This is a genomic window from Pseudomonas sp. LB3P14, assembly GCF_054898045.1.
The window spans coordinates 2,573,907-2,589,690 of the sequence record NZ_CM142714.1 but is presented as its reverse complement, the minus strand read 5'-3'; the positions used below and the strand labels follow the sequence as shown (position 1 = coordinate 2,589,690).

The window sequence follows — 15,784 nt, the reverse complement described above, 5'->3', positions numbered from 1 at the left end:
ACCTTGGCGTTGTGGATGAGGCGGCACAGGACAGCTGACGTGATGACCGACAGCAGTGGCCAGTAAATGAAAATGGCTTTCAGAAGCATGGCGTCACCTTCGCTTCATCTGATCCTCATAATCGTCGGAACTCCCGGCACCCGTATGCGGCCAATTGCCGAACGCTATTGTCCCCGGCCGATCCGTGGTTGAGTCAGGTTGCGGGGATGGTTTCGAGCGTTTCGAGATTCAGAAGGGTGAAATAGCCACGGTCCGGCCTCCAGCCAGCAGTATCGATGTGAATCACATTACCAAGGCTGACAGGCATCTGAAGCGGCGTATGCCCTACGACGAGTGCGCGTAGGCCATCAACGCCATGCATTTGCATCTGATCGATCCGCCTTCGCGACCACATGCAGTAGTTTTGGACCACCTGCAGCTGCCCGTTGCTTTCTGGCAATTCCAGTTCCTCACGCAGCTGTTCCCATGATGGAAATGGACAATCGGCGTGCACGATGCCGATCAGGCCGTGTGCTGTTTCGACTTCGATCGCGATAGGGAGCTTGGCGAACTGCGCCGCGAATGCTTGCTTCTCGAATGGCGACAGGTCCGTGAACCACGAGCCGCCGTTGCCGATCCAGCTGTCGAGGTCGCAAGTGTCGAAACACACCACGTAGTCGTCATGGTTGCCCCGCACCGGGTGGAACCATGGTTTGTCCAGCCAATCGAGCGCGTCACGGCACTCGGGCCCGCGGTCAATCAGATCGCCAACACTGAACAGGCGATCTACCGAGGGGTTGAGCCCGGCCGCGTCCAGAGCGGCCTGCAACCGAGTGAAATGGCCATGAATGTCACCGACCGCGAAATCTCGGCCGGCAACATTTGCGGCGAAGCGCTTCACGCGCGGCATCTTGATAGCTTCGAGCATGGGAATGCTTCTCCCGCAGCTCCCCAACGGGCTGGTAGTCTGTTGAGTTTAGGCCAGGAAGTGCTGGTCGACGACTACCGCGGCGACATGAAGACCTTTACCGCCTGCGCGACAAGCTTCCCGGATCCAGCACGGTTAGAGTCAGTAGCCAGTTGCTTGCCCGAAGTGGTTGTCCTGCCCTCCAGCGATGAGGTGCAGGGGCACGTGTTGCGCATCAATGGATGTGACTTCGAAAGTTTCCACTATATGGGTGTGGCGCTCACTCAGCCCGGTCGACTCTTCTACAAGAGCCTTAGCCATTCTCGCGTGGTTCGCTGCGATTTCATTGAGAGTTGACACGTTACATCTCCCGGTGACTGACCAAGCGTATCGCTGGAGTCCTTAAGCGTTAATTTAAAGTGCCGCCGCGTCAGAATTACGTCGTTCTGGGGCTGCTACGAGCGTCTTTTGCAATCCTTAAGCCAGGAATAGTCAATAAATTCGCGCCACGTTTCTCATGCGACGAATGGTTGCGCGAGGTTGGAAAGGTCCGATATTTGCTGGCAAGCGAGAGCCGCGTTGTAATCGTTCGCCTCCTTCAGCTGGGATATTTCCTGAGCCTATAAGGCCGGGGGAAAAGGTGATTAGACGTGCAGCCGTTGTTTTGCTAAAAAAATAGTGCATGGCTGCTGTTGACGCGCCAATGCATCTCCATTTCAGTTAAATGGAAATCGCCCAACATTGAGCTGGGCAATGATCAATGAGTCTGATGGCCAATACAGGGATAAGTAACAGCGACTTTGGCCAACTGTTCGCGCACCAAGGCATTGGGCTCATTGATCCCCTTTCTTCTGAAGGTTGATCCTTTCCGCTTCCCGCTACACCCTGTTGCCAAGGTGCAGCAGTGATGCTTCCTTGCTGCCCGTGTCGCTAGTCAGGCCGAGTAGGTGGTATCAGGCGTGAGTGATAGACAGATCGCTGATGACGCAGACTGAACCGTCTTCCGGGTCCGTGGTTTCGGAGTAATCGATCTGGTTGTACACGCCACCGTGGAAGGCGAGTGTTTTTGTTTCCCAGGTGTTGTCGAGACGCATGATCGCCGAAGTGGATTTGACGCCGTTACAGCTAGCCGATACGGAGACAGCGCCGCTCGAATTGGCGTGAATGTTGATTTTGAAAAGTGCACCGAGCGGCACGTTCTCCAAAACCGTCGAGTTGACCGGGTCGTCCTGGAGGTAACTCGATCGGAAGCCCATGGTGATTTTTCCTTTGTTCCAGAACACCTTTACCGGAGGTCGCTCTGAATCCTTCACATGAATTTGGCCGATCACAACTTTCTGCAGCGAGTTGACCTTCGTCAGTCGCATTTCTTGTTTGTTCCAGTGGTCCGCGGCACTGGAGAACAGCCAGTAACCTGGCTCCTTCCACTCGCAGCGAGTCCGCAGCGTGCTCTTGCTCGAAGCGCCAAGTGTCGGCGCCGTCATCTGCAGCGAACCATCGTCAAGCATCGTGACGACATCGGGGCATTCGTTTAGCACCCGCCAACCGATAAGCTCAAGCGCAATCGGGTTGGTGTCGGAGATTGGAAGCGGGGTAGCGATGGTGAAGTTGCTGATGTCTACAGTCATGGTTTTTGCCTCATTCCATTGATGTCGTTTTTTGCTCTGTTGAGCCTTGCGTTTGATGCGGCCTGCATCCCATTGCCCACTCAGTGAATGGGCAGGGTGAAATGTTCCGAGTTTCCGTTCATGTCTTAGTGATACTGTTTGGATATACAGTAGTCCAGGCGTGACGATTGGGCAAGGGTTAGCCGAGGGGGCGTATCGTTTTGTAGGTGTGTTCGGTCGGCGGGGCGCCGCAGGAAGGGGTAAAACGGGCTATTCACATAGCGCCGATGCGGCGGTAAACGCGCTCCGTGATGTCATCTTTGGTGTGCCCCAACAGCAGACTAGCCTCGCCGACATCGATGATTTCTGACGCGGCTTTTGGCCTGATATCTCGGAACTGAAAAGCCGCAATACGACCAGCGAGTAAAGTATCGCCGATCTCGATTGCTGCCAATCGTGCTTTCTCGCGAGCAATATCCCATCGTTTTCTCAGCATCGTCGCAGTCATCCGCTTTCCGTGCCGGCTCACAATCAGATAGTTCGAGAGGTGCCGAGTATTGCGCTCGGTTACGCGCTTGCTCCGATGCAGGGCTACGTCAAGGACTCGGCTGACGCACTGCGGGCACTGATCAATCAGTAGACGGCACCGTTCAACGTGCTGTCGGGAGGAACTGCTGCCGCAGCGTTCACAACGCGAGCAGTAGCCCCGCCCACAGCGCACACACTAGAAGCCGCTTGGCAAAACACCGGCACCACAGCAACGGTACAGTTCACGCCATCCGATGCAGGCACTCCCGTTGGTAGTAGCGGCTGGGTGGTGTTTGTCATGCCTGGCGCCATTTTCAATGGTCGATGCCCAATCGCCGCAGACGGCACCATTACCTACAAGGCCAGCGGTGGTGGCAGCGCCAGTTGTTACGCGCTCGGCTACTACTTCGACAGGTGATCAACATGCCCTATGCAATAACCGCATCAAGCTGGAGAGCCATCAACGCCGACATGGAGCTGCTCGAAGGGGAAAGACTCGTTGAGCAGATACCCCAGTCGTTGATAGGCGCGATCGCGGCCCAGGATCTATTGCGCGAAACGTCTGCCGATCTCAATGCGCGCACCCGTCTCGCATCAGCGCAGGTCACGGCGCTCCAAAGCCGAGTCGATGCAATCAACGACGCCATTGTCGGCAATTACGCATTGCCGGAAGAGGTCGAGGAAAAACCGCTGCGCGCAGCAATGCTGACGGAGTGGAAGAAAATACCGCGTGTTTCTCGGGCGTGTGACCGGCCAACCGATCTGGCCTGCGGTGCCGGCTTGGCCAGACCAACCGGAGCCCTACAATGAAGAAACCAGCGCCGCCCGAGCGGTATCAGCCCTGATCTGACCGCATCAAGAAATCGCACCCGCCATGAGCGGTTTTTTTGCCTGGAGAAAACCATGCGCGATCGCTGCAATGCTCTCGCTTAGCGAGAAGTCCAGACTAGTAGGGTGCGGAGCTGATTCAGTTCGCACCCAATTTAAACTTTATGTTGTTTGAAGGCCACCAGGACCACGACGGGGGCGGCGTGTAGCAGCCTGGCTGATTGGCCGGGGTCGCATCACAGCGAACGGTGTAGCCCTTGTTGTTGAATTCCCTTCCGCCTTCACCGGTACCGCGCTCACTGTATGAGGCGCAGCCGCCGAGCAAAGCGGCAATCAAAAGAATCGTTTTGTACTTCATAAATGCCTCCATGCGTGAGTGCATAGCTTAACCATTGAGTCCCGCCTAGTGCGGGTATTTTTTTGTCTGGAGAAAAGTGATGACTGCAACGGATAATGACTGCGACATCCTGGCCCGCACCCTTTGGGGTGAGGCCCGCGGGGAAAGTCTCGCCGGCCAGATCGCCGTGGCCTGGACCATCCGCAACCGTGTGAGCGATGGCAAAGCCAAGTCGTGGTGGGGCGAGGGCTACGCCGGTGTCTGCCTGGCCCCGTACCAGTTCAGCTGCTGGAACAAGAACGACCCGAACTTCGCCTACCTGAGCGGTGCGAAACCGATCCCGTTCCGCGAGTTTGCCCAAGCGCAAATCGCTGCGGACCAGGTGATGTCAGGCAAAGTGCCCGATCCCACCGGCGGCGCCACGCACTATTACGCGACCACCATGCCGTCGCCGGCTTGGGCGGCGAAGGCTAAGCAAACGCTGAAGGTCGGTCACCACGTTTTTTTCAAGGTGTGCCATGAGCCCCGCGGCATAGCGGTTGGCCGGGTGGCTGCTACTCATCTTGCTGCTGATGACTGGGAGTGGTGCGGCAGCCTGGCGCTGGCAGGCCAACAGCTACGGAGCGATCATCGCGGCCAATGAGGCGAATCGGCAGGCCGACCTTACCCTGATTGCTAATGCGGGTGCCACACAGGCCTGCAAAGCTCTTGAGCAGCAGCAGATAGCCGAGCAGGCGCTTGCTGACCTCGACCAGAAAGCCCAGAAGGAAAAGACCGATGGACTTGCCGAAAATGAAACTCTGCGCCGCGCTGCTGCTGACTCTGCTCGCCGGCTGCGCATTGCGGGAAGTTGTCGTGCCAGTTGTGGGGATGTGCCCGGTCCCGCCAGCTCCGCCAGCCTGGGCGATGCAGGAACCGTCGAACTCTCTGCAGCTTCTGGATCAACTGTTTTCGATTTCCGCGCCGGGATCATTGCCGATCAAGCAGCCTTGAGGGCGCTTCAGGCGTATGTGCGTGAGGTGTGCTTGCGGTAGCACTTTCATTTCGCCATGACAAAAAGGCTTGCTTGAGCGGATTCTGAGGGGAGACATCATCTCGAACGCCCGTTTCCACCCATTCTTCCTTTTTTGGTAGTCGTAGTGTGCCAAACATAAGGTCTAAAACCGGAAAGAACGCTGCATAGTTTGAGTTGTGATATTGAGTTTCTTTTCCGTGATGCAGTCTGTGCCATTGTGGACCTGAGATTATTCGGGTGAGGGGGCCCAATGAGAAACGGACATTCGCATGATTGAAGTAGCCCCAGCCACTGAACAATATCAATGAGCCTAGATAGGGAACCGTGTTCCCCCCGCAAATTATTGCGGTAGGTATGTGCGCAAGAAAATAGCCGATTAATGCACCCCCTACGCTCTGGCGTAGAGAGGTTGAGGCATTCATGTGCGCATCGCTGTGATGCACCCTATGGAATGCCCACAGGGCAACATATTTGTGCTCAAGTCGATGGGTCCAGTATTGGAAAAAGTCCCAAATGAATGCATAGATGAGAGTGGCAAGGATGCCACCGACTATGCCTTTTGATTGCCAATCCGGCACCATGCGTTCAAGCAGTGAAATGCTCGGCAAGAGTTGCGCGCATCGATTTAATACCGGGGCTGCAAAAGCTAAGCCGATCAGCAATAAAATGAAGACTTTGACGTTGTGCCACCTACCGCCTAAGCCGGGGTCGGCTACTGCTGGCCTCCACCACTCAAATAACCAAACCCCACCCGTCATCATGACTGCGATGATCACTTCCTTAGCGTTGCCTTGAAACACCAGGATGATGTACTGCAAGAAGTCGTTCATCGCTGCCCCATTTTTGTGGGCGAGTCTACAGAGACCCAGCTTGTCAGGTCCAATGCGATCGAGGGCGTCGGGCCAGAACCGATCAACCCGCTGCTAAGTGTCAGGCAATTTGGTGCGATCACCGGGTGGAGATATGTAGAGCCGCGTGGACAAGCTTGGCGGCTCGGGCGTCATGAGGACCGCGAGCGTTAGCTTGATGAACTCCTCGTTCCTATCGATGGTGTCCAAGGCGCCGTGTACGTTGTCGGCGACGTCAGCCGAACCGCGGGCCTCGACCAGAAAGCTCCATGATGGCAGCTTCGAGCGCGAGTTGATTTTCGTTGATCTTGAACAGCAGGGATGGGAGCAGGTCTGAATGTGGCATCGAAGATCCTCAGTTTTGAGGACAGCGCAGCATCACGTTACATGAAGGATATTTAACGATCGGCAGGACGCCGGAGGAGGGTAAAAGCGAGTTAGTTCTGGAACGCTTCCAGAATAGTTATGGAACACATCGCATGCGAGGCTCCATCGCCCAAACCCCAGAAACGACAAAGCCCTGAATAATCAGGGCTTTGACGGTACAAATATGGCGGAGGCGATGGGATTCGAACTCATGGACCTGTTACAGTCGACGGTTTTCAAGACCGTTGCCTTAAACCACTCGGCCACACCTCCGTTTGCGTTGCGGGCGCCATAATACCTGAATGAAACACACTGTCAAACTCTCTGCGTAGCTTGTTACAGAGCGTCTGTTATGATCTTTGCGACTGAACGTTTCAAACCAACAGGAGTGTCGCCATGCGCGAACAGGATTACGCAGTTAATAACAGCGTGCAGGCTGAGCAGCTAGAGGTTAGCCGCGTCCTGCGCAACACTTACGGCTTACTCGCTCTCACCCTCGCATTCAGCGGCGTGATGGCGTTTGTCGCTCAGCAGATGCGTGTCGGCTACCCGAACGTTTTCGTGGTGCTGATCGGTTTCTACGGCCTTTTCTTCCTCACCAACAAACTCCGTGATTCTGCCTGGGGCCTGTTGTCGGCATTTGCCCTGACAGGTTTCATGGGTTTCCTGCTCGGCCCGATCCTCAACCGTTACCTGGGTATGCAGGGCGGCGCCGAGGTGGTCAGTTCGGCCTTCGCAATGACTGCGCTGGTGTTCGGCGGCCTGTCGGCCTATGTACTGATCACTCGCAAGGACATGAGCTTCCTCGGCGGATTCATTACCGCAGGCTTCTTCGTGCTGCTGGGTGCGACACTGGCGAGCTTCTTCTTCCAGATCAGCGGTCTGCAATTGGCGATCAGCGCAGGTTTCGTGCTGTTCTCCTCGGTCTGCATTCTGTTCCAGACCAGCGCCATCATTCACGGCGGCGAACGCAACTACATCATGGCGACCATCAGCCTGTATGTATCGATCTACAACCTGTTTATCAGCTTGTTGCAGCTGTTTGGCATCATGAGCCGCGATGATTAATCGTCAGCCTTGAGGAAAAAACCCGCTTCGGCGGGTTTTTTCTTGCCTGCGATTTGAGTAAAGACTCACGCCATCGGTGGCAGCCGGCGCTTGACCGGGGTTTTCTTGACGATCGCCGTGTTGGTTTCGGCGTGGGTGTTGAGGCGGTCGAGCAGAGTGTCCAGTTGTTCCATCGAACGTACATGCAGACGGGCGATGAAACAGTCGTCGCCGGTGACCTTGTCGCACTCCGTGAATTCAGGGATGGCCTGGATCTGCCGCTCCACTTCCTGCAACTGGCCTGGCAACGGGCGAATGCGGACGATGGCTTGTAGTTGATAACCGAAGCATTTGGGGTCGATCTCGACGGTATAGCCTTTAAGCACGCCACGCTCTTCGAGGCGGCGCAGGCGCTCGGCGACGCTGGGCGAAGACAGGCCGCTGATTTGCGCCAGGGCCTTGAGCGAGCGGCGTGAATCTTCCATCAATGCCGTGATCAGCACTTGGTCGATATCGTCAGTCATGGCGAAAACCCTATTAGGCAATTAATTCAAACCGCCTTGATAAAAAAGGCAGAAGCCGAGTTTAGCCTGTTTTTTGCGCTGGAGAAGCCCCCCTGCGGATTGGCATACTTTGAGCTCAAACACAGGAGTCTGATGATGGACAAAACAATACGTCGCGGGTCATTTGAAATGACTGCCGCCATGCTGATTTCCGGGACCATCGGCTGGTTCGTGCTGGTGTCCGGGCAACCGGTGCTGGACGTGGTGTTCTGGCGCTGCGTGTTCGGCGCCGGCACGTTGTTGCTGATCTGCGCGGCATTCGGCTTCCTGCGCCAAGGCATTTTGACCCGCACCACGTTCTTGCTGGCCGTGCTCAGCGGGGTGGCGATTGTCGGCAACTGGGTGCTGTTGTTTGCTTCTTACTCCCGTGCCTCGATTGCCATCGGCACGGCGGTATACAACGTTCAACCGTTCATGTTGGTGGGGCTGGCCGCATTGTTCCTCAACGAGAAAATCACCCTGCAGAAACTGTTCTGGCTGGGCATCTCGTTTCTCGGGATGTTGGCGATTGTCAGCGCACATGGCGGGCAGGGCGAGAGCGGCAACGATTACCTGGTGGGCATCGCTCTGGCGTTGGGCGCTGCTTTCCTTTACGCGATTGCCGCGTTGATCATCAAACGCCTGACCGGTACACCGCCGCATCTGATCGCGTTGATTCAGGTTCTCACCGGCGTGCTGTTACTCGCGCCATTCGCGCACTTTTCGGCGCTGCCGCAAGCACCGAGCGCGTGGGCCAGCCTGGTGACCCTGGGCATCGTCCACACCGGCGTGATGTACGTGCTGCTTTACGGCGCGATTCAAAAACTGCCGACGGCACTGACCGGTGCACTGTCATTCATCTACCCGATTGCGGCGATTTTCGTCGACTGGTTCGCTTTCGGCCATCGCCTGGAGCCGCTGCAATGGCTCGGTGTCGCCGCGATTCTGTTGGCCGCTGCCGGCATGCAACAGGGTTGGAGCCTTAAGTTCCGTCGGGCGGTGACGACGCAGTAAGCCGTTAAGAAACGTCAGATGTTCCAGCGCGGTGCAGTCTTGGCCAAGCGCTGGCGCATCTCGCCGATGTTGGCGGCTAACTGTCGGACCAATAACCGGTAGCCGTCCAGAGGACTGTAAACCGGTGCGGCCAGGCTTGAGTCCGACGGCAGCTCGACGGGCCGACTCAGCCGCTGGGACGCACCGGATTTCAGGGCCCGGGCCATACCGATCAGTTGCACCCGAATCAACCGATGTTCGGCTTTCAAGGCCGATTGCAGATGGGCCATGGCATCCGGGTCACTGGCATCCGGTCGGGTGTTGCCGAGGATTTCCAGGGTGCTGACGCACATCCGCAGATGGCGCTGAATGGCATCGAGTTCAGTCATGGAGATCCGCACTTCCTTGGACACCGACGGCATCAATGAGCGCAGTTGCACCATCACCGTGTTCAGGCGTCCCACGAGTTTATGGTGTTCGTCATCGGTGACCGACTGGCCATTGATGATGCGCCCGTAGATCGTCGCGCAGTCGCGCAAGGCGTCGGCCAGGTTATAGCGCCAGGAATAAACCGCGTAGAGCGGCAGGGCGAAAGAAAATGCCAGGGCCAGGGCGATGCCGATCAGGATGTCCACCCCACGCCACAACCCGTCGGTGATCGGATTGTCACCATGCCCCGCGACGATAAACACGGTAATCGCCGAGAGTAACGCGGTGTAACCGCCCTTGCCGATGGCGTGGTACGAGAAGAACCCGCAGACCACCGCCATCGCGAAATAGGTTAGCCACGGCATCCCGAGCCAGGCCTGTTGCGCCACCAGCAGCAAGCCGACGCCGGCTCCGATCAAGGTGCCGATGGCGCGTTCGGCGGCTTTTTTACCGATGTTGCCGTGGTGCTGCAAACCGCCAATCACCACCAGCATCGTCACCGATGCCCACTCACCGTGGGGCAGGTGAATACCGGTGGTGAGCAGGATTGTTGCCAGCAACCCCAGCGACACGCGCACCGCGTGGATCACTCTGGCGTGGCGATAGCGCCGATACGGGTCCAGCAACGGACGCAGCAGTCGGCGCAACAGCGGTGGCAGTCGATTGGCTCTGAATGTGCTCAGGCTCGGTCTCCTCAGAAGATGTAATCGGTGGTCAGGAAACTCGAACTGCGTCCGCTGATGATCTCGCTGATGAGTTCTTTGTTGGTTTCCTGGAACTTGGTCGCCACCAGTGTGCGGATCGAAAACACCCGCAGCGCATCATGTACCGACAGCGTGCCTTCGGCGGAGTTCTTGCGGCCGTTGAACGGAAAGGTGTCCGGGCCGCGCTGGCACTGGGCGTTGAGGTTGATCCGGCCGACCTGGTTGGCGAAGGTGTCTACCAGTCGGCCGACCGCCACCGGGTTGGTGCCGAAGATACTCAGCTGCTGGCCGAAATCCGATTCCAGGACGTAATCAATCACCGTGTCCAAATGGCGGTAAGGCACGATCGGGACGACCGGGCCGAACTGTTCTTCCTGATAGACACGCATCTGCGGCGTCACCGGATACAGCACGGCGGGGTAGAAGAACGAAGCACGGGCTTCACCGCCATTGGGGTTGACCACGGTGGCGCCTTTGCCGACGGCATCCGCCACCAGCGAGTGCAAGTAATCGACCTTGCTCGCTTCCGGTAACGGCGTCAGCGCCACGCCGCTGTCCCACGGCATGCCAGGTTTGAGACTGGCAAGTTTGGCGTTGAATTTCTCGATGAAAGCGTCGACCACGTCTTCATGGACGAAGAGGATTTTCAACGCGGTGCAGCGCTGACCATTGAACGACAGCGAGCCGGTGACCGCTTCGTTCACCGCGTTGTCCAGATCCACCTCAGGCAGCACGATGCCGGGGTTTTTCGCATCCAGGCCCAACGCCGCGCGCAAGCGGTGCGGTTTTGGATGGAGTTTTTTCAGGTCGCTGGCGGCCTTGTTCGTGCCAATGAACGCAAAGATATCAATCTTGCCGCTGGCCATCAGCGCGCTGACGGTCTCGCGGCCGCTGCCGTAGATCACGTTGATCACCCCGGCCGGGAAGCTGTCGCGGAATGCTTCCAGCAGCGGACGAATCAACAGCACGCCCAGCTTGGCCGGTTTGAACACCACGGTGTTGCCCATGATCAGCGCCGGGATCAGCGTGGTGAAGGTTTCGTTCAGCGGGTAGTTGTAAGGTCCCATGCACAACGCCACACCCAGCGGTACGCGGCGGATCTGGCCGAGGGTGTCCTGTTCCAGTTCGAAGCGGCTGGAGCGGCGGTCGAGCTCCTTGAGCGCGTTGATGGTGTCGACGATGTAATCGCAGGTGCGGTCGAACTCTTTCTCCGAGTCCTTGAGGTTCTTGCCGATTTCCCACATCAGCAACTTGACCACGGCTTCGCGCTGTTCACGCATACGCTCCAGGAAAGCTTCGACGTGCTGGATGCGCTCGGCCACGCGCATCGTCGGCCACAGACCCTGGCCTCGGTCATAGGCACGGACGGCGGCGTCGAGGGCGGTCAATGCAGTGTCGGCATCGAGCAGTGGCGTGCTGCCAAGGATCACTTGTTCATCGCCATTTTCACCCGTCAGGTACACCGGGCTGCGGACTTGGGCGAGGGGCCCGGACCAGGTTTTCAGCTCGCCATCGACCAGGTATTCACGCTGTTCGGTCTGGCCGTCGAGGCGGTATTTTTCCGGTATGTCGGTGGAGTCGGGAAACAGGTTGCCAAGGATGTGTGCTGTGGTCATGTCGCTACCCCGTGTGTGGTGTAAGCCATGTGCTGGCGGCTTGCAGTTCGCAATTCACTTCAAAGGTTATACGCCTTAATGACTCGATTTTTTAACTGCAATCAAGCGCAAATGGGCAGAGCAGAGGGGTGATGGTCTGGATCTTGTGTCCCAAGCGTAGACCGCTTTGCTTAGTTACACTGTGTTCCGACTCTTGAGCCTGGTCTGGAGCTTTGCATGAAAGTTGGCGTGATTTCCGATACCCATGGCTTGCTACGCGCCGAAGCCCGTGCTGCCCTGGAGGGTTGCGAACGGATCATTCACGCGGGCGACATCGGCAACCCCGACATTCTCGATCAACTGAAGTCTATCGCCCCACTGCACGTAGTCCGCGGGAACAATGACCTGGACGCGCCTTGGGCAGAAAATATCGCCGACCGTTTACGTTTCGACCTCAACGGTTGGCAGACTCTGCTGGTGCATGACATCGCCGATGTCCCAGACGTGCTTGATGCAGGCATAAAGCTGGTGATCACCGGCCATTCGCACAAGCCACGCATAGAATGGCGCGGCGAACAGCTATACCTCAATCCCGGCAGCGCGGGACGGCGGCGCTTCAAGTTGCCGGTGACGCTGGTTCTGCTTGAGGTGCTTGAGACCTCAATTGAGCCGCGTCTGATCTCGCTGGAATGACCTTTCCCTGAACTGTCTCGGAGCAACGGCAGGCCGGCTCTGATAGGAAACATCTCGACATAAAATATACGCCTGACGCCCTCCGTATGTCGCTTGCAAAGCCTCTACCTCGTATCTTTACTGTTACCGAACAACAGAACATCACCTCTTCAAATATGTCTTTCATGTCAAGGTTTAAGCGCGCCTCTTGAAGTTCCGCCTGGATCTTTTTCTGATCTATCACCAGAAAACTCATAGGATGACGAAGAAATGAAAGGGAACTTGGCGGCAGTTATCCGAAGTCTCCTATCTCCTTCTATGCGGTATGAGATAAGAAACGCTTCAAACCGGTTGCGAGACATCCTTGGACGTGCGTGTTTCTGGCGCTGGGAGATTGCCAGGTTCAGACTGCAGAGCGAAAGTCCTTACGAAATCCTTTATATCGGAAGGAAAAAGCAGCGGGAAATGGCCAAGCTTCTCATCGGGGGGAAGTCCCCAGGAAATACCCCTATGGCTGACGGCGAACCGGAAACTTCCGCGTTGAATCATAGGGTAGTGGTCAGTGAAATGCCGACCTCGGGGGCCTTGTCTGTACCCTTGTATCTAAGTGCCGTCGTACCACTGGGGCGCTCCATCGAGGAGATCACCACAAAATACGATAGCGAGTTGCGTCGAAATATACGCAAGAACCGACCGCGCTACCGAATGATCCAGACGCTGTTGGATGAAGACATTGAAAAGGCAGACAGGGAAATGCTTCGACCTTATGCCACGGCAAGGCAAGGTATCCACGCTGCGCAAGTTGCCACGCAGGAAGTTTTGAGGATCGCCAAGACGGTGGGCCGGCTCGACCTGATAATGCTGGAGGACGAAGTTGTTGCATGCCACCTTGGCTGCGTACTGACTCGGGGCGGAAAGCGCTACTGGAGCACACTGCGTTTCGGCTATACCGAGGCGATTTTTTCAGATGCCAAAAGACTGCGCGAAGTCAATTCGATCACCACTTTCATGGCGCTTGAATGGGCGATCGATAATGGCTTCGATTATTACGACATCGGTCTTTGTGTGGCACGGCCTGATGATGGTCTTCTGAAATGGAAAAGACGGCGCGGCGGTGATATTGATTCCTTGGGAAACCACGCTTATATGTTTGTCCGGCTGCCCAAGACAGGTACAGCCCAATTCCTCTGGGACACGCCGCTATTCGCTGTCGAAGGGAAGGAAATGACCCTCCACCTTGGCTTGCCGGACGGGCCAAGCGATGAGGAGGTCGCCAGCCGTTATCATGAAATGGTCTTTGGCGGGCTGCACAAAATTTATCTCCATTGCGCCCAGAGCTCGGGCGAACAGTTCATCGAAACCATGCGCAGTCGCTATGCCAGTCTGCAGACCCCACCCATCATGCAAAGGATTGCATCCAGCTGAGCCATTTCCAGGACTGAAATTACAGCGCTTCGCGCCTGTCCCGCAGGGAGGACTTTTCATGGAAAGCGATGTCTCGGAAATAAGCACGTCGACCGCTGGCAATCGAAAAAAATGGACCCTTGCCGCCTACAGGTATATGGCGAGAAAAAGGCTGGCACGGAAGGCGGAGATCAACTTGAAAAGCCTGGCGGTGAAAAGCTGGGATATTGCGCCGGGTGGGACATCGCATTCGCCGCCGGCTATCTTCCTGCCCGGTCAAATGGAACGTGTGACAGGATGGGAGGCGAAGCGCTTTTATCCTTTCGAGCATCCCGCTCGCACCATGGAAGGGCTGGGTGACGTGGTTCAGGGCCCGACACGTGGCTACTTGCTCAAGGATGTCTGGCTGATCGATGGAGCGCTCTACAAGGACAATGCAAGTCTGTGGTTGTCTCTCAAGCCGAGTATGTTTCCGCGAATTCTCGTGGAAAACGAGATTGATCGCGGGGCCGTCTACTGCACGCAAAATGGAAATACATGGTTTGGCACATGGTTGATGGAAGACTGCCCGACTTATTCGTTGGCCTGCGACGAAGGCGTCCCGGTCACCACCGCGCCATCCGCCAGGTTTCCCATATTTACCCAGGCCCCCGCGTATGAGGACTGGGTTGGCATGAAACCGGTTCGCTTGAACGGTGCGTTTTTTCGTGAGCTCGTGCTATTCGACGATCTGAGCAACAATCGAAGCCGGCATTTACGTTTCCGTGCCATGGGTGAAAAGCTACTGTCGCACGTGAGCTATGAGTCTCACCCTGGCGTGTTCATTCTCCGGGGTGGCGACGGTGACTTGCGCTTTTTGCGCAATGAAATTGAGCTCGCTGAACATCTGCGTAAGAGTAGGGGGTTTCGCATAATCGATCCTTTGAAAACCGATGTCCCGACCATAGTGGCGACGTGTGCCGGGGCGCGGACCGTGGTGGGGGTCGAAGGGAGCCAGCTCGTACATGGTGTCAATGTACTGCAGCAGGGTGGTTCGTTGCTGGCACTGCAGCCACCGAACCGTTTCGTCAGCTACTTCAAGTACCTGACGGATCGCGACAGCCAGAATTTTGGCTTTGTGGTCGGAACGCCAGAGGGCGATGGCTTCAAAATCGACATTCAAGAGGTTGAGCGCACACTGGACCTGCTCCCATCATGACGGCTGGCGTTGCTCGACCACCAACAGCAACGACTGCGGCACAGGACTTTGCGGGTGCTGCGGCTCCTGCAGGCTGGCCAGCCGAAAGCCGGCCATGTCCAGCGCATTGAGCCAACTGGACAAGGTGCGCAAGTACCACGGCATGGGTTGCCACTGCCCCTTGAACCCAGCGAAGGTCTCTTCCCGCCAACCATCCTGATAGTCGCCCGCCGCCACGATCCACGGATGCAGCGTCTGGATCACCAGCGCACCGCCAGGGGCGAGCAGGGCGTTCATGGCGGCGAGCAGCGGGATGATGTCCTGGTGCAGCAGGGCGAAGTTGGCGCAGATCAGGTCGTAGTCGCTGCCGATGTCCACCTTCGCCTCCACCAACGCTTCATAGCTCGCCAAATGCACCTGCGAAGAGCCCGCCGCCCGCGCCGCCTCGACCAGCGTCGCATCGCCATCCACACCGACCGCCTTGATGGCGCGTTCAGCCAGCGCACGCAACAGCCAGCCCTCGCCGCAGCCCAGGTCGAGCACACGCTCGGGCTGGCGGCCTAGCACCGCCAGCAGGATTGCCTGGTCGGTGACTTTGAGGCGGCTTTCAATGGTGCCGGTGCGAATGGCTTCGATCCAGGATTGGGCATTGTGGTGCCAGCTTTGGAGGAGGGCGGATTCGGAGGCGGGCATTTCGATCTCCAGAGTTGTTGGTTGAATGGAAGGATAGGACAAGTGCTGGTGGATCGGACCTTATCGGTGACGGTTTACCTGCGTCATAATCACCGGCGATGGCCTTTTGCGAA

General features: G+C 57.0%; 17 protein-coding genes, 1 tRNA gene and 2 pseudogenes. 8 read left to right on the top strand and 12 right to left on the bottom strand.

The window, feature by feature from the left end; all coding sequences use genetic code 11:
- Positions 1-193 precede the first annotated feature (193 nt).
- From ACYZT5_RS11910 to ACYZT5_RS11895, 4 genes are all read right to left on the bottom strand, one after another.
- A complete protein-coding gene (locus tag ACYZT5_RS11910) occupies positions 194-907 on the bottom strand; it encodes a metallophosphoesterase (protein ID WP_462051274.1) in 714 nt (237 codons plus the stop codon).
- Between the two features lie 141 nt (positions 908-1,048).
- On the bottom strand, positions 1,049-1,246 hold the full coding sequence (locus tag ACYZT5_RS11905; RefSeq protein ID WP_462051273.1) for a hypothetical protein: 198 nt from the start codon (positions 1,244-1,246) through the stop codon (positions 1,049-1,051).
- A 593-nt stretch (positions 1,247-1,839) separates the two neighbouring features.
- Positions 1,840-2,514, bottom strand: a complete 675-nt coding sequence (locus ACYZT5_RS11900; protein WP_462051272.1) for a polysaccharide lyase family 7 protein — start codon at positions 2,512-2,514, stop codon at positions 1,840-1,842.
- 253 nt (positions 2,515-2,767) lie between these two features.
- Positions 2,768-3,001: a site-specific integrase gene (locus tag ACYZT5_RS11895; RefSeq protein ID WP_462051271.1), complete on the bottom strand. Its 234-nt coding sequence runs from the start codon at positions 2,999-3,001 to the stop codon at positions 2,768-2,770.
- A gap of 443 nt (positions 3,002-3,444) precedes the next feature.
- Between ACYZT5_RS11895 and ACYZT5_RS11890 the strand changes: the two genes are divergently transcribed.
- A complete protein-coding gene (locus tag ACYZT5_RS11890; protein WP_462051270.1) occupies positions 3,445-3,831 on the top strand; it encodes a hypothetical protein in 387 nt (128 codons plus the stop codon).
- Between the two features lie 157 nt (positions 3,832-3,988).
- On the opposite strand, the gene ACYZT5_RS11885 is transcribed toward ACYZT5_RS11890, so the two are convergent.
- Positions 3,989-4,207: a hypothetical protein gene (locus ACYZT5_RS11885; protein ID WP_462051269.1), complete on the bottom strand. Its 219-nt coding sequence runs from the start codon at positions 4,205-4,207 to the stop codon at positions 3,989-3,991.
- Between the two features lie 79 nt (positions 4,208-4,286).
- Between ACYZT5_RS11885 and ACYZT5_RS11880 the strand changes: the two are divergent.
- Both ACYZT5_RS11880 and ACYZT5_RS11875 read left to right on the top strand, forming a co-directional pair.
- Positions 4,287-4,697: pseudogene (locus ACYZT5_RS11880) on the top strand (cell wall hydrolase); the annotation flags it as partial.
- A gap of 61 nt (positions 4,698-4,758) precedes the next feature.
- On the top strand, positions 4,759-5,220 hold the full coding sequence (locus ACYZT5_RS11875) for a lysis system i-spanin subunit Rz (RefSeq protein ID WP_462052239.1): 462 nt from the start codon (positions 4,759-4,761) through the stop codon (positions 5,218-5,220).
- Here ACYZT5_RS11875 and ACYZT5_RS11870 read toward each other — a convergent pair.
- The 3 genes and pseudogenes from ACYZT5_RS11870 to ACYZT5_RS11860 all read right to left on the bottom strand — a co-directional run bounded on the left by ACYZT5_RS11870 (position 5,156) and on the right by ACYZT5_RS11860 (position 6,688).
- Positions 5,156-6,031, bottom strand: coding sequence for a sterol desaturase family protein (locus tag ACYZT5_RS11870; RefSeq protein ID WP_462051268.1), 876 nt, complete (start codon positions 6,029-6,031; stop codon positions 5,156-5,158). The two genes, ACYZT5_RS11875 and ACYZT5_RS11870, sit on opposite strands and share 65 nt — an antisense overlap.
- Positions 6,032-6,193: 162 nt before the next feature.
- Positions 6,194-6,395: pseudogene (locus ACYZT5_RS11865) on the bottom strand (hypothetical protein); the annotation flags it as partial.
- Positions 6,396-6,600: 205 nt separating this feature from the next.
- A tRNA-Ser gene (locus tag ACYZT5_RS11860) sits at positions 6,601-6,688 on the bottom strand.
- A 123-nt stretch (positions 6,689-6,811) separates the two neighbouring features.
- Here ACYZT5_RS11860 and ACYZT5_RS11855 point away from each other — a divergent pair.
- Positions 6,812-7,483, top strand: a complete 672-nt coding sequence (locus ACYZT5_RS11855; protein ID WP_462051267.1) for a Bax inhibitor-1/YccA family protein — start codon at positions 6,812-6,814, stop codon at positions 7,481-7,483.
- 65 nt (positions 7,484-7,548) lie between these two features.
- Here the strand turns inward: ACYZT5_RS11855 and ACYZT5_RS11850 are convergent, their stop codons facing one another.
- Entirely contained in the window at positions 7,549-7,986 is a 438-nt protein-coding gene (locus ACYZT5_RS11850; RefSeq protein ID WP_008155029.1) for an Lrp/AsnC family transcriptional regulator, read from the bottom strand.
- A 135-nt stretch (positions 7,987-8,121) separates the two neighbouring features.
- Here ACYZT5_RS11850 and ACYZT5_RS11845 point away from each other — a divergent pair, with 135 nt between their 5' ends.
- Positions 8,122-9,018 (top strand): DMT family transporter, encoded by an 897-nt coding sequence (locus ACYZT5_RS11845; protein WP_462051266.1) that lies wholly within the window; start codon positions 8,122-8,124, stop codon positions 9,016-9,018.
- Between the two features lie 14 nt (positions 9,019-9,032).
- Here the strand turns inward: ACYZT5_RS11845 and ACYZT5_RS11840 are convergent, their stop codons facing one another.
- Together ACYZT5_RS11840 and ACYZT5_RS11835 are read right to left on the bottom strand one after the other, a co-directional pair.
- Positions 9,033-10,052, bottom strand: a complete 1,020-nt coding sequence (locus tag ACYZT5_RS11840) for an FUSC family protein (RefSeq protein WP_462052238.1) — start codon at positions 10,050-10,052, stop codon at positions 9,033-9,035.
- Positions 10,053-10,120: 68 nt separating this feature from the next.
- Complete coding sequence (locus tag ACYZT5_RS11835) at positions 10,121-11,746, bottom strand: NADP-dependent glyceraldehyde-3-phosphate dehydrogenase (protein ID WP_462051265.1); 1,626 nt, start codon at positions 11,744-11,746, stop codon at positions 10,121-10,123.
- A gap of 216 nt (positions 11,747-11,962) precedes the next feature.
- Between ACYZT5_RS11835 and ACYZT5_RS11830 the strand changes: the two genes are divergently transcribed.
- The 3 genes from ACYZT5_RS11830 to ACYZT5_RS11820 all read left to right on the top strand — a co-directional run bounded on the left by ACYZT5_RS11830 (position 11,963) and on the right by ACYZT5_RS11820 (position 14,999).
- Positions 11,963-12,418 (top strand): metallophosphoesterase family protein, encoded by a 456-nt coding sequence (locus ACYZT5_RS11830; protein ID WP_462051264.1) that lies wholly within the window; start codon positions 11,963-11,965, stop codon positions 12,416-12,418.
- A gap of 249 nt (positions 12,419-12,667) precedes the next feature.
- Positions 12,668-13,822 carry a hypothetical protein gene (locus ACYZT5_RS11825; protein ID WP_462051263.1) on the top strand — a complete coding sequence of 385 codons (1,155 nt, stop codon included), beginning with the start codon at positions 12,668-12,670 and terminating at the stop codon, positions 13,820-13,822.
- 58 nt (positions 13,823-13,880) lie between these two features.
- A complete protein-coding gene (locus tag ACYZT5_RS11820) occupies positions 13,881-14,999 on the top strand; it encodes a glycosyltransferase 61 family protein (RefSeq protein ID WP_462051262.1) in 1,119 nt (372 codons plus the stop codon).
- Here the strand turns inward: ACYZT5_RS11820 and ACYZT5_RS11815 are convergent.
- Positions 14,994-15,671 carry a class I SAM-dependent methyltransferase gene (locus tag ACYZT5_RS11815; RefSeq protein WP_462051261.1) on the bottom strand — a complete coding sequence of 226 codons (678 nt, stop codon included), beginning with the start codon at positions 15,669-15,671 and terminating at the stop codon, positions 14,994-14,996. The genes ACYZT5_RS11820 and ACYZT5_RS11815 overlap by 6 nt on opposite strands.
- Positions 15,672-15,784: the final 113 nt, after the last annotated feature.

Excerpts from the sequence above, each read along its gene's own strand:
- ACYZT5_RS11910 (WP_462051274.1), bottom strand. The coding sequence starts at position 907 with ATGCTCGAAGCTATCAAGATGCCGCGCGTGAAGCGCTTCGCCGCAAAT.
- ACYZT5_RS11900 (WP_462051272.1), bottom strand. The coding sequence starts at position 2,514 with ATGACTGTAGACATCAGCAACTTCACCATCGCTACCCCGCTTCCAATC.
- ACYZT5_RS11895 (WP_462051271.1), bottom strand. The coding sequence starts at position 3,001 with ATGACTGCGACGATGCTGAGAAAACGATGGGATATTGCTCGCGAGAAA.
- ACYZT5_RS11890 (WP_462051270.1), top strand. The coding sequence starts at position 3,445 with ATGCCCTATGCAATAACCGCATCAAGCTGGAGAGCCATCAACGCCGAC.
- ACYZT5_RS11885 (WP_462051269.1), bottom strand. The coding sequence starts at position 4,207 with ATGAAGTACAAAACGATTCTTTTGATTGCCGCTTTGCTCGGCGGCTGC.
- ACYZT5_RS11875 (WP_462052239.1), top strand. The coding sequence starts at position 4,759 with ATGACTGGGAGTGGTGCGGCAGCCTGGCGCTGGCAGGCCAACAGCTAC.
- ACYZT5_RS11870 (WP_462051268.1), bottom strand. The coding sequence starts at position 6,031 with ATGAACGACTTCTTGCAGTACATCATCCTGGTGTTTCAAGGCAACGCT.
- ACYZT5_RS11855 (WP_462051267.1), top strand. The coding sequence starts at position 6,812 with ATGCGCGAACAGGATTACGCAGTTAATAACAGCGTGCAGGCTGAGCAG.
- ACYZT5_RS11850 (WP_008155029.1), bottom strand. The coding sequence starts at position 7,986 with ATGACTGACGATATCGACCAAGTGCTGATCACGGCATTGATGGAAGAT.
- ACYZT5_RS11845 (WP_462051266.1), top strand. The coding sequence starts at position 8,122 with ATGGACAAAACAATACGTCGCGGGTCATTTGAAATGACTGCCGCCATG.
- ACYZT5_RS11835 (WP_462051265.1), bottom strand. The coding sequence starts at position 11,746 with ATGACCACAGCACACATCCTTGGCAACCTGTTTCCCGACTCCACCGAC.
- ACYZT5_RS11830 (WP_462051264.1), top strand. The coding sequence starts at position 11,963 with ATGAAAGTTGGCGTGATTTCCGATACCCATGGCTTGCTACGCGCCGAA.
- ACYZT5_RS11825 (WP_462051263.1), top strand. The coding sequence starts at position 12,668 with ATGAAAGGGAACTTGGCGGCAGTTATCCGAAGTCTCCTATCTCCTTCT.
- ACYZT5_RS11820 (WP_462051262.1), top strand. The coding sequence starts at position 13,881 with ATGGAAAGCGATGTCTCGGAAATAAGCACGTCGACCGCTGGCAATCGA.
- ACYZT5_RS11815 (WP_462051261.1), bottom strand. The coding sequence starts at position 15,671 with ATGCCCGCCTCCGAATCCGCCCTCCTCCAAAGCTGGCACCACAATGCC.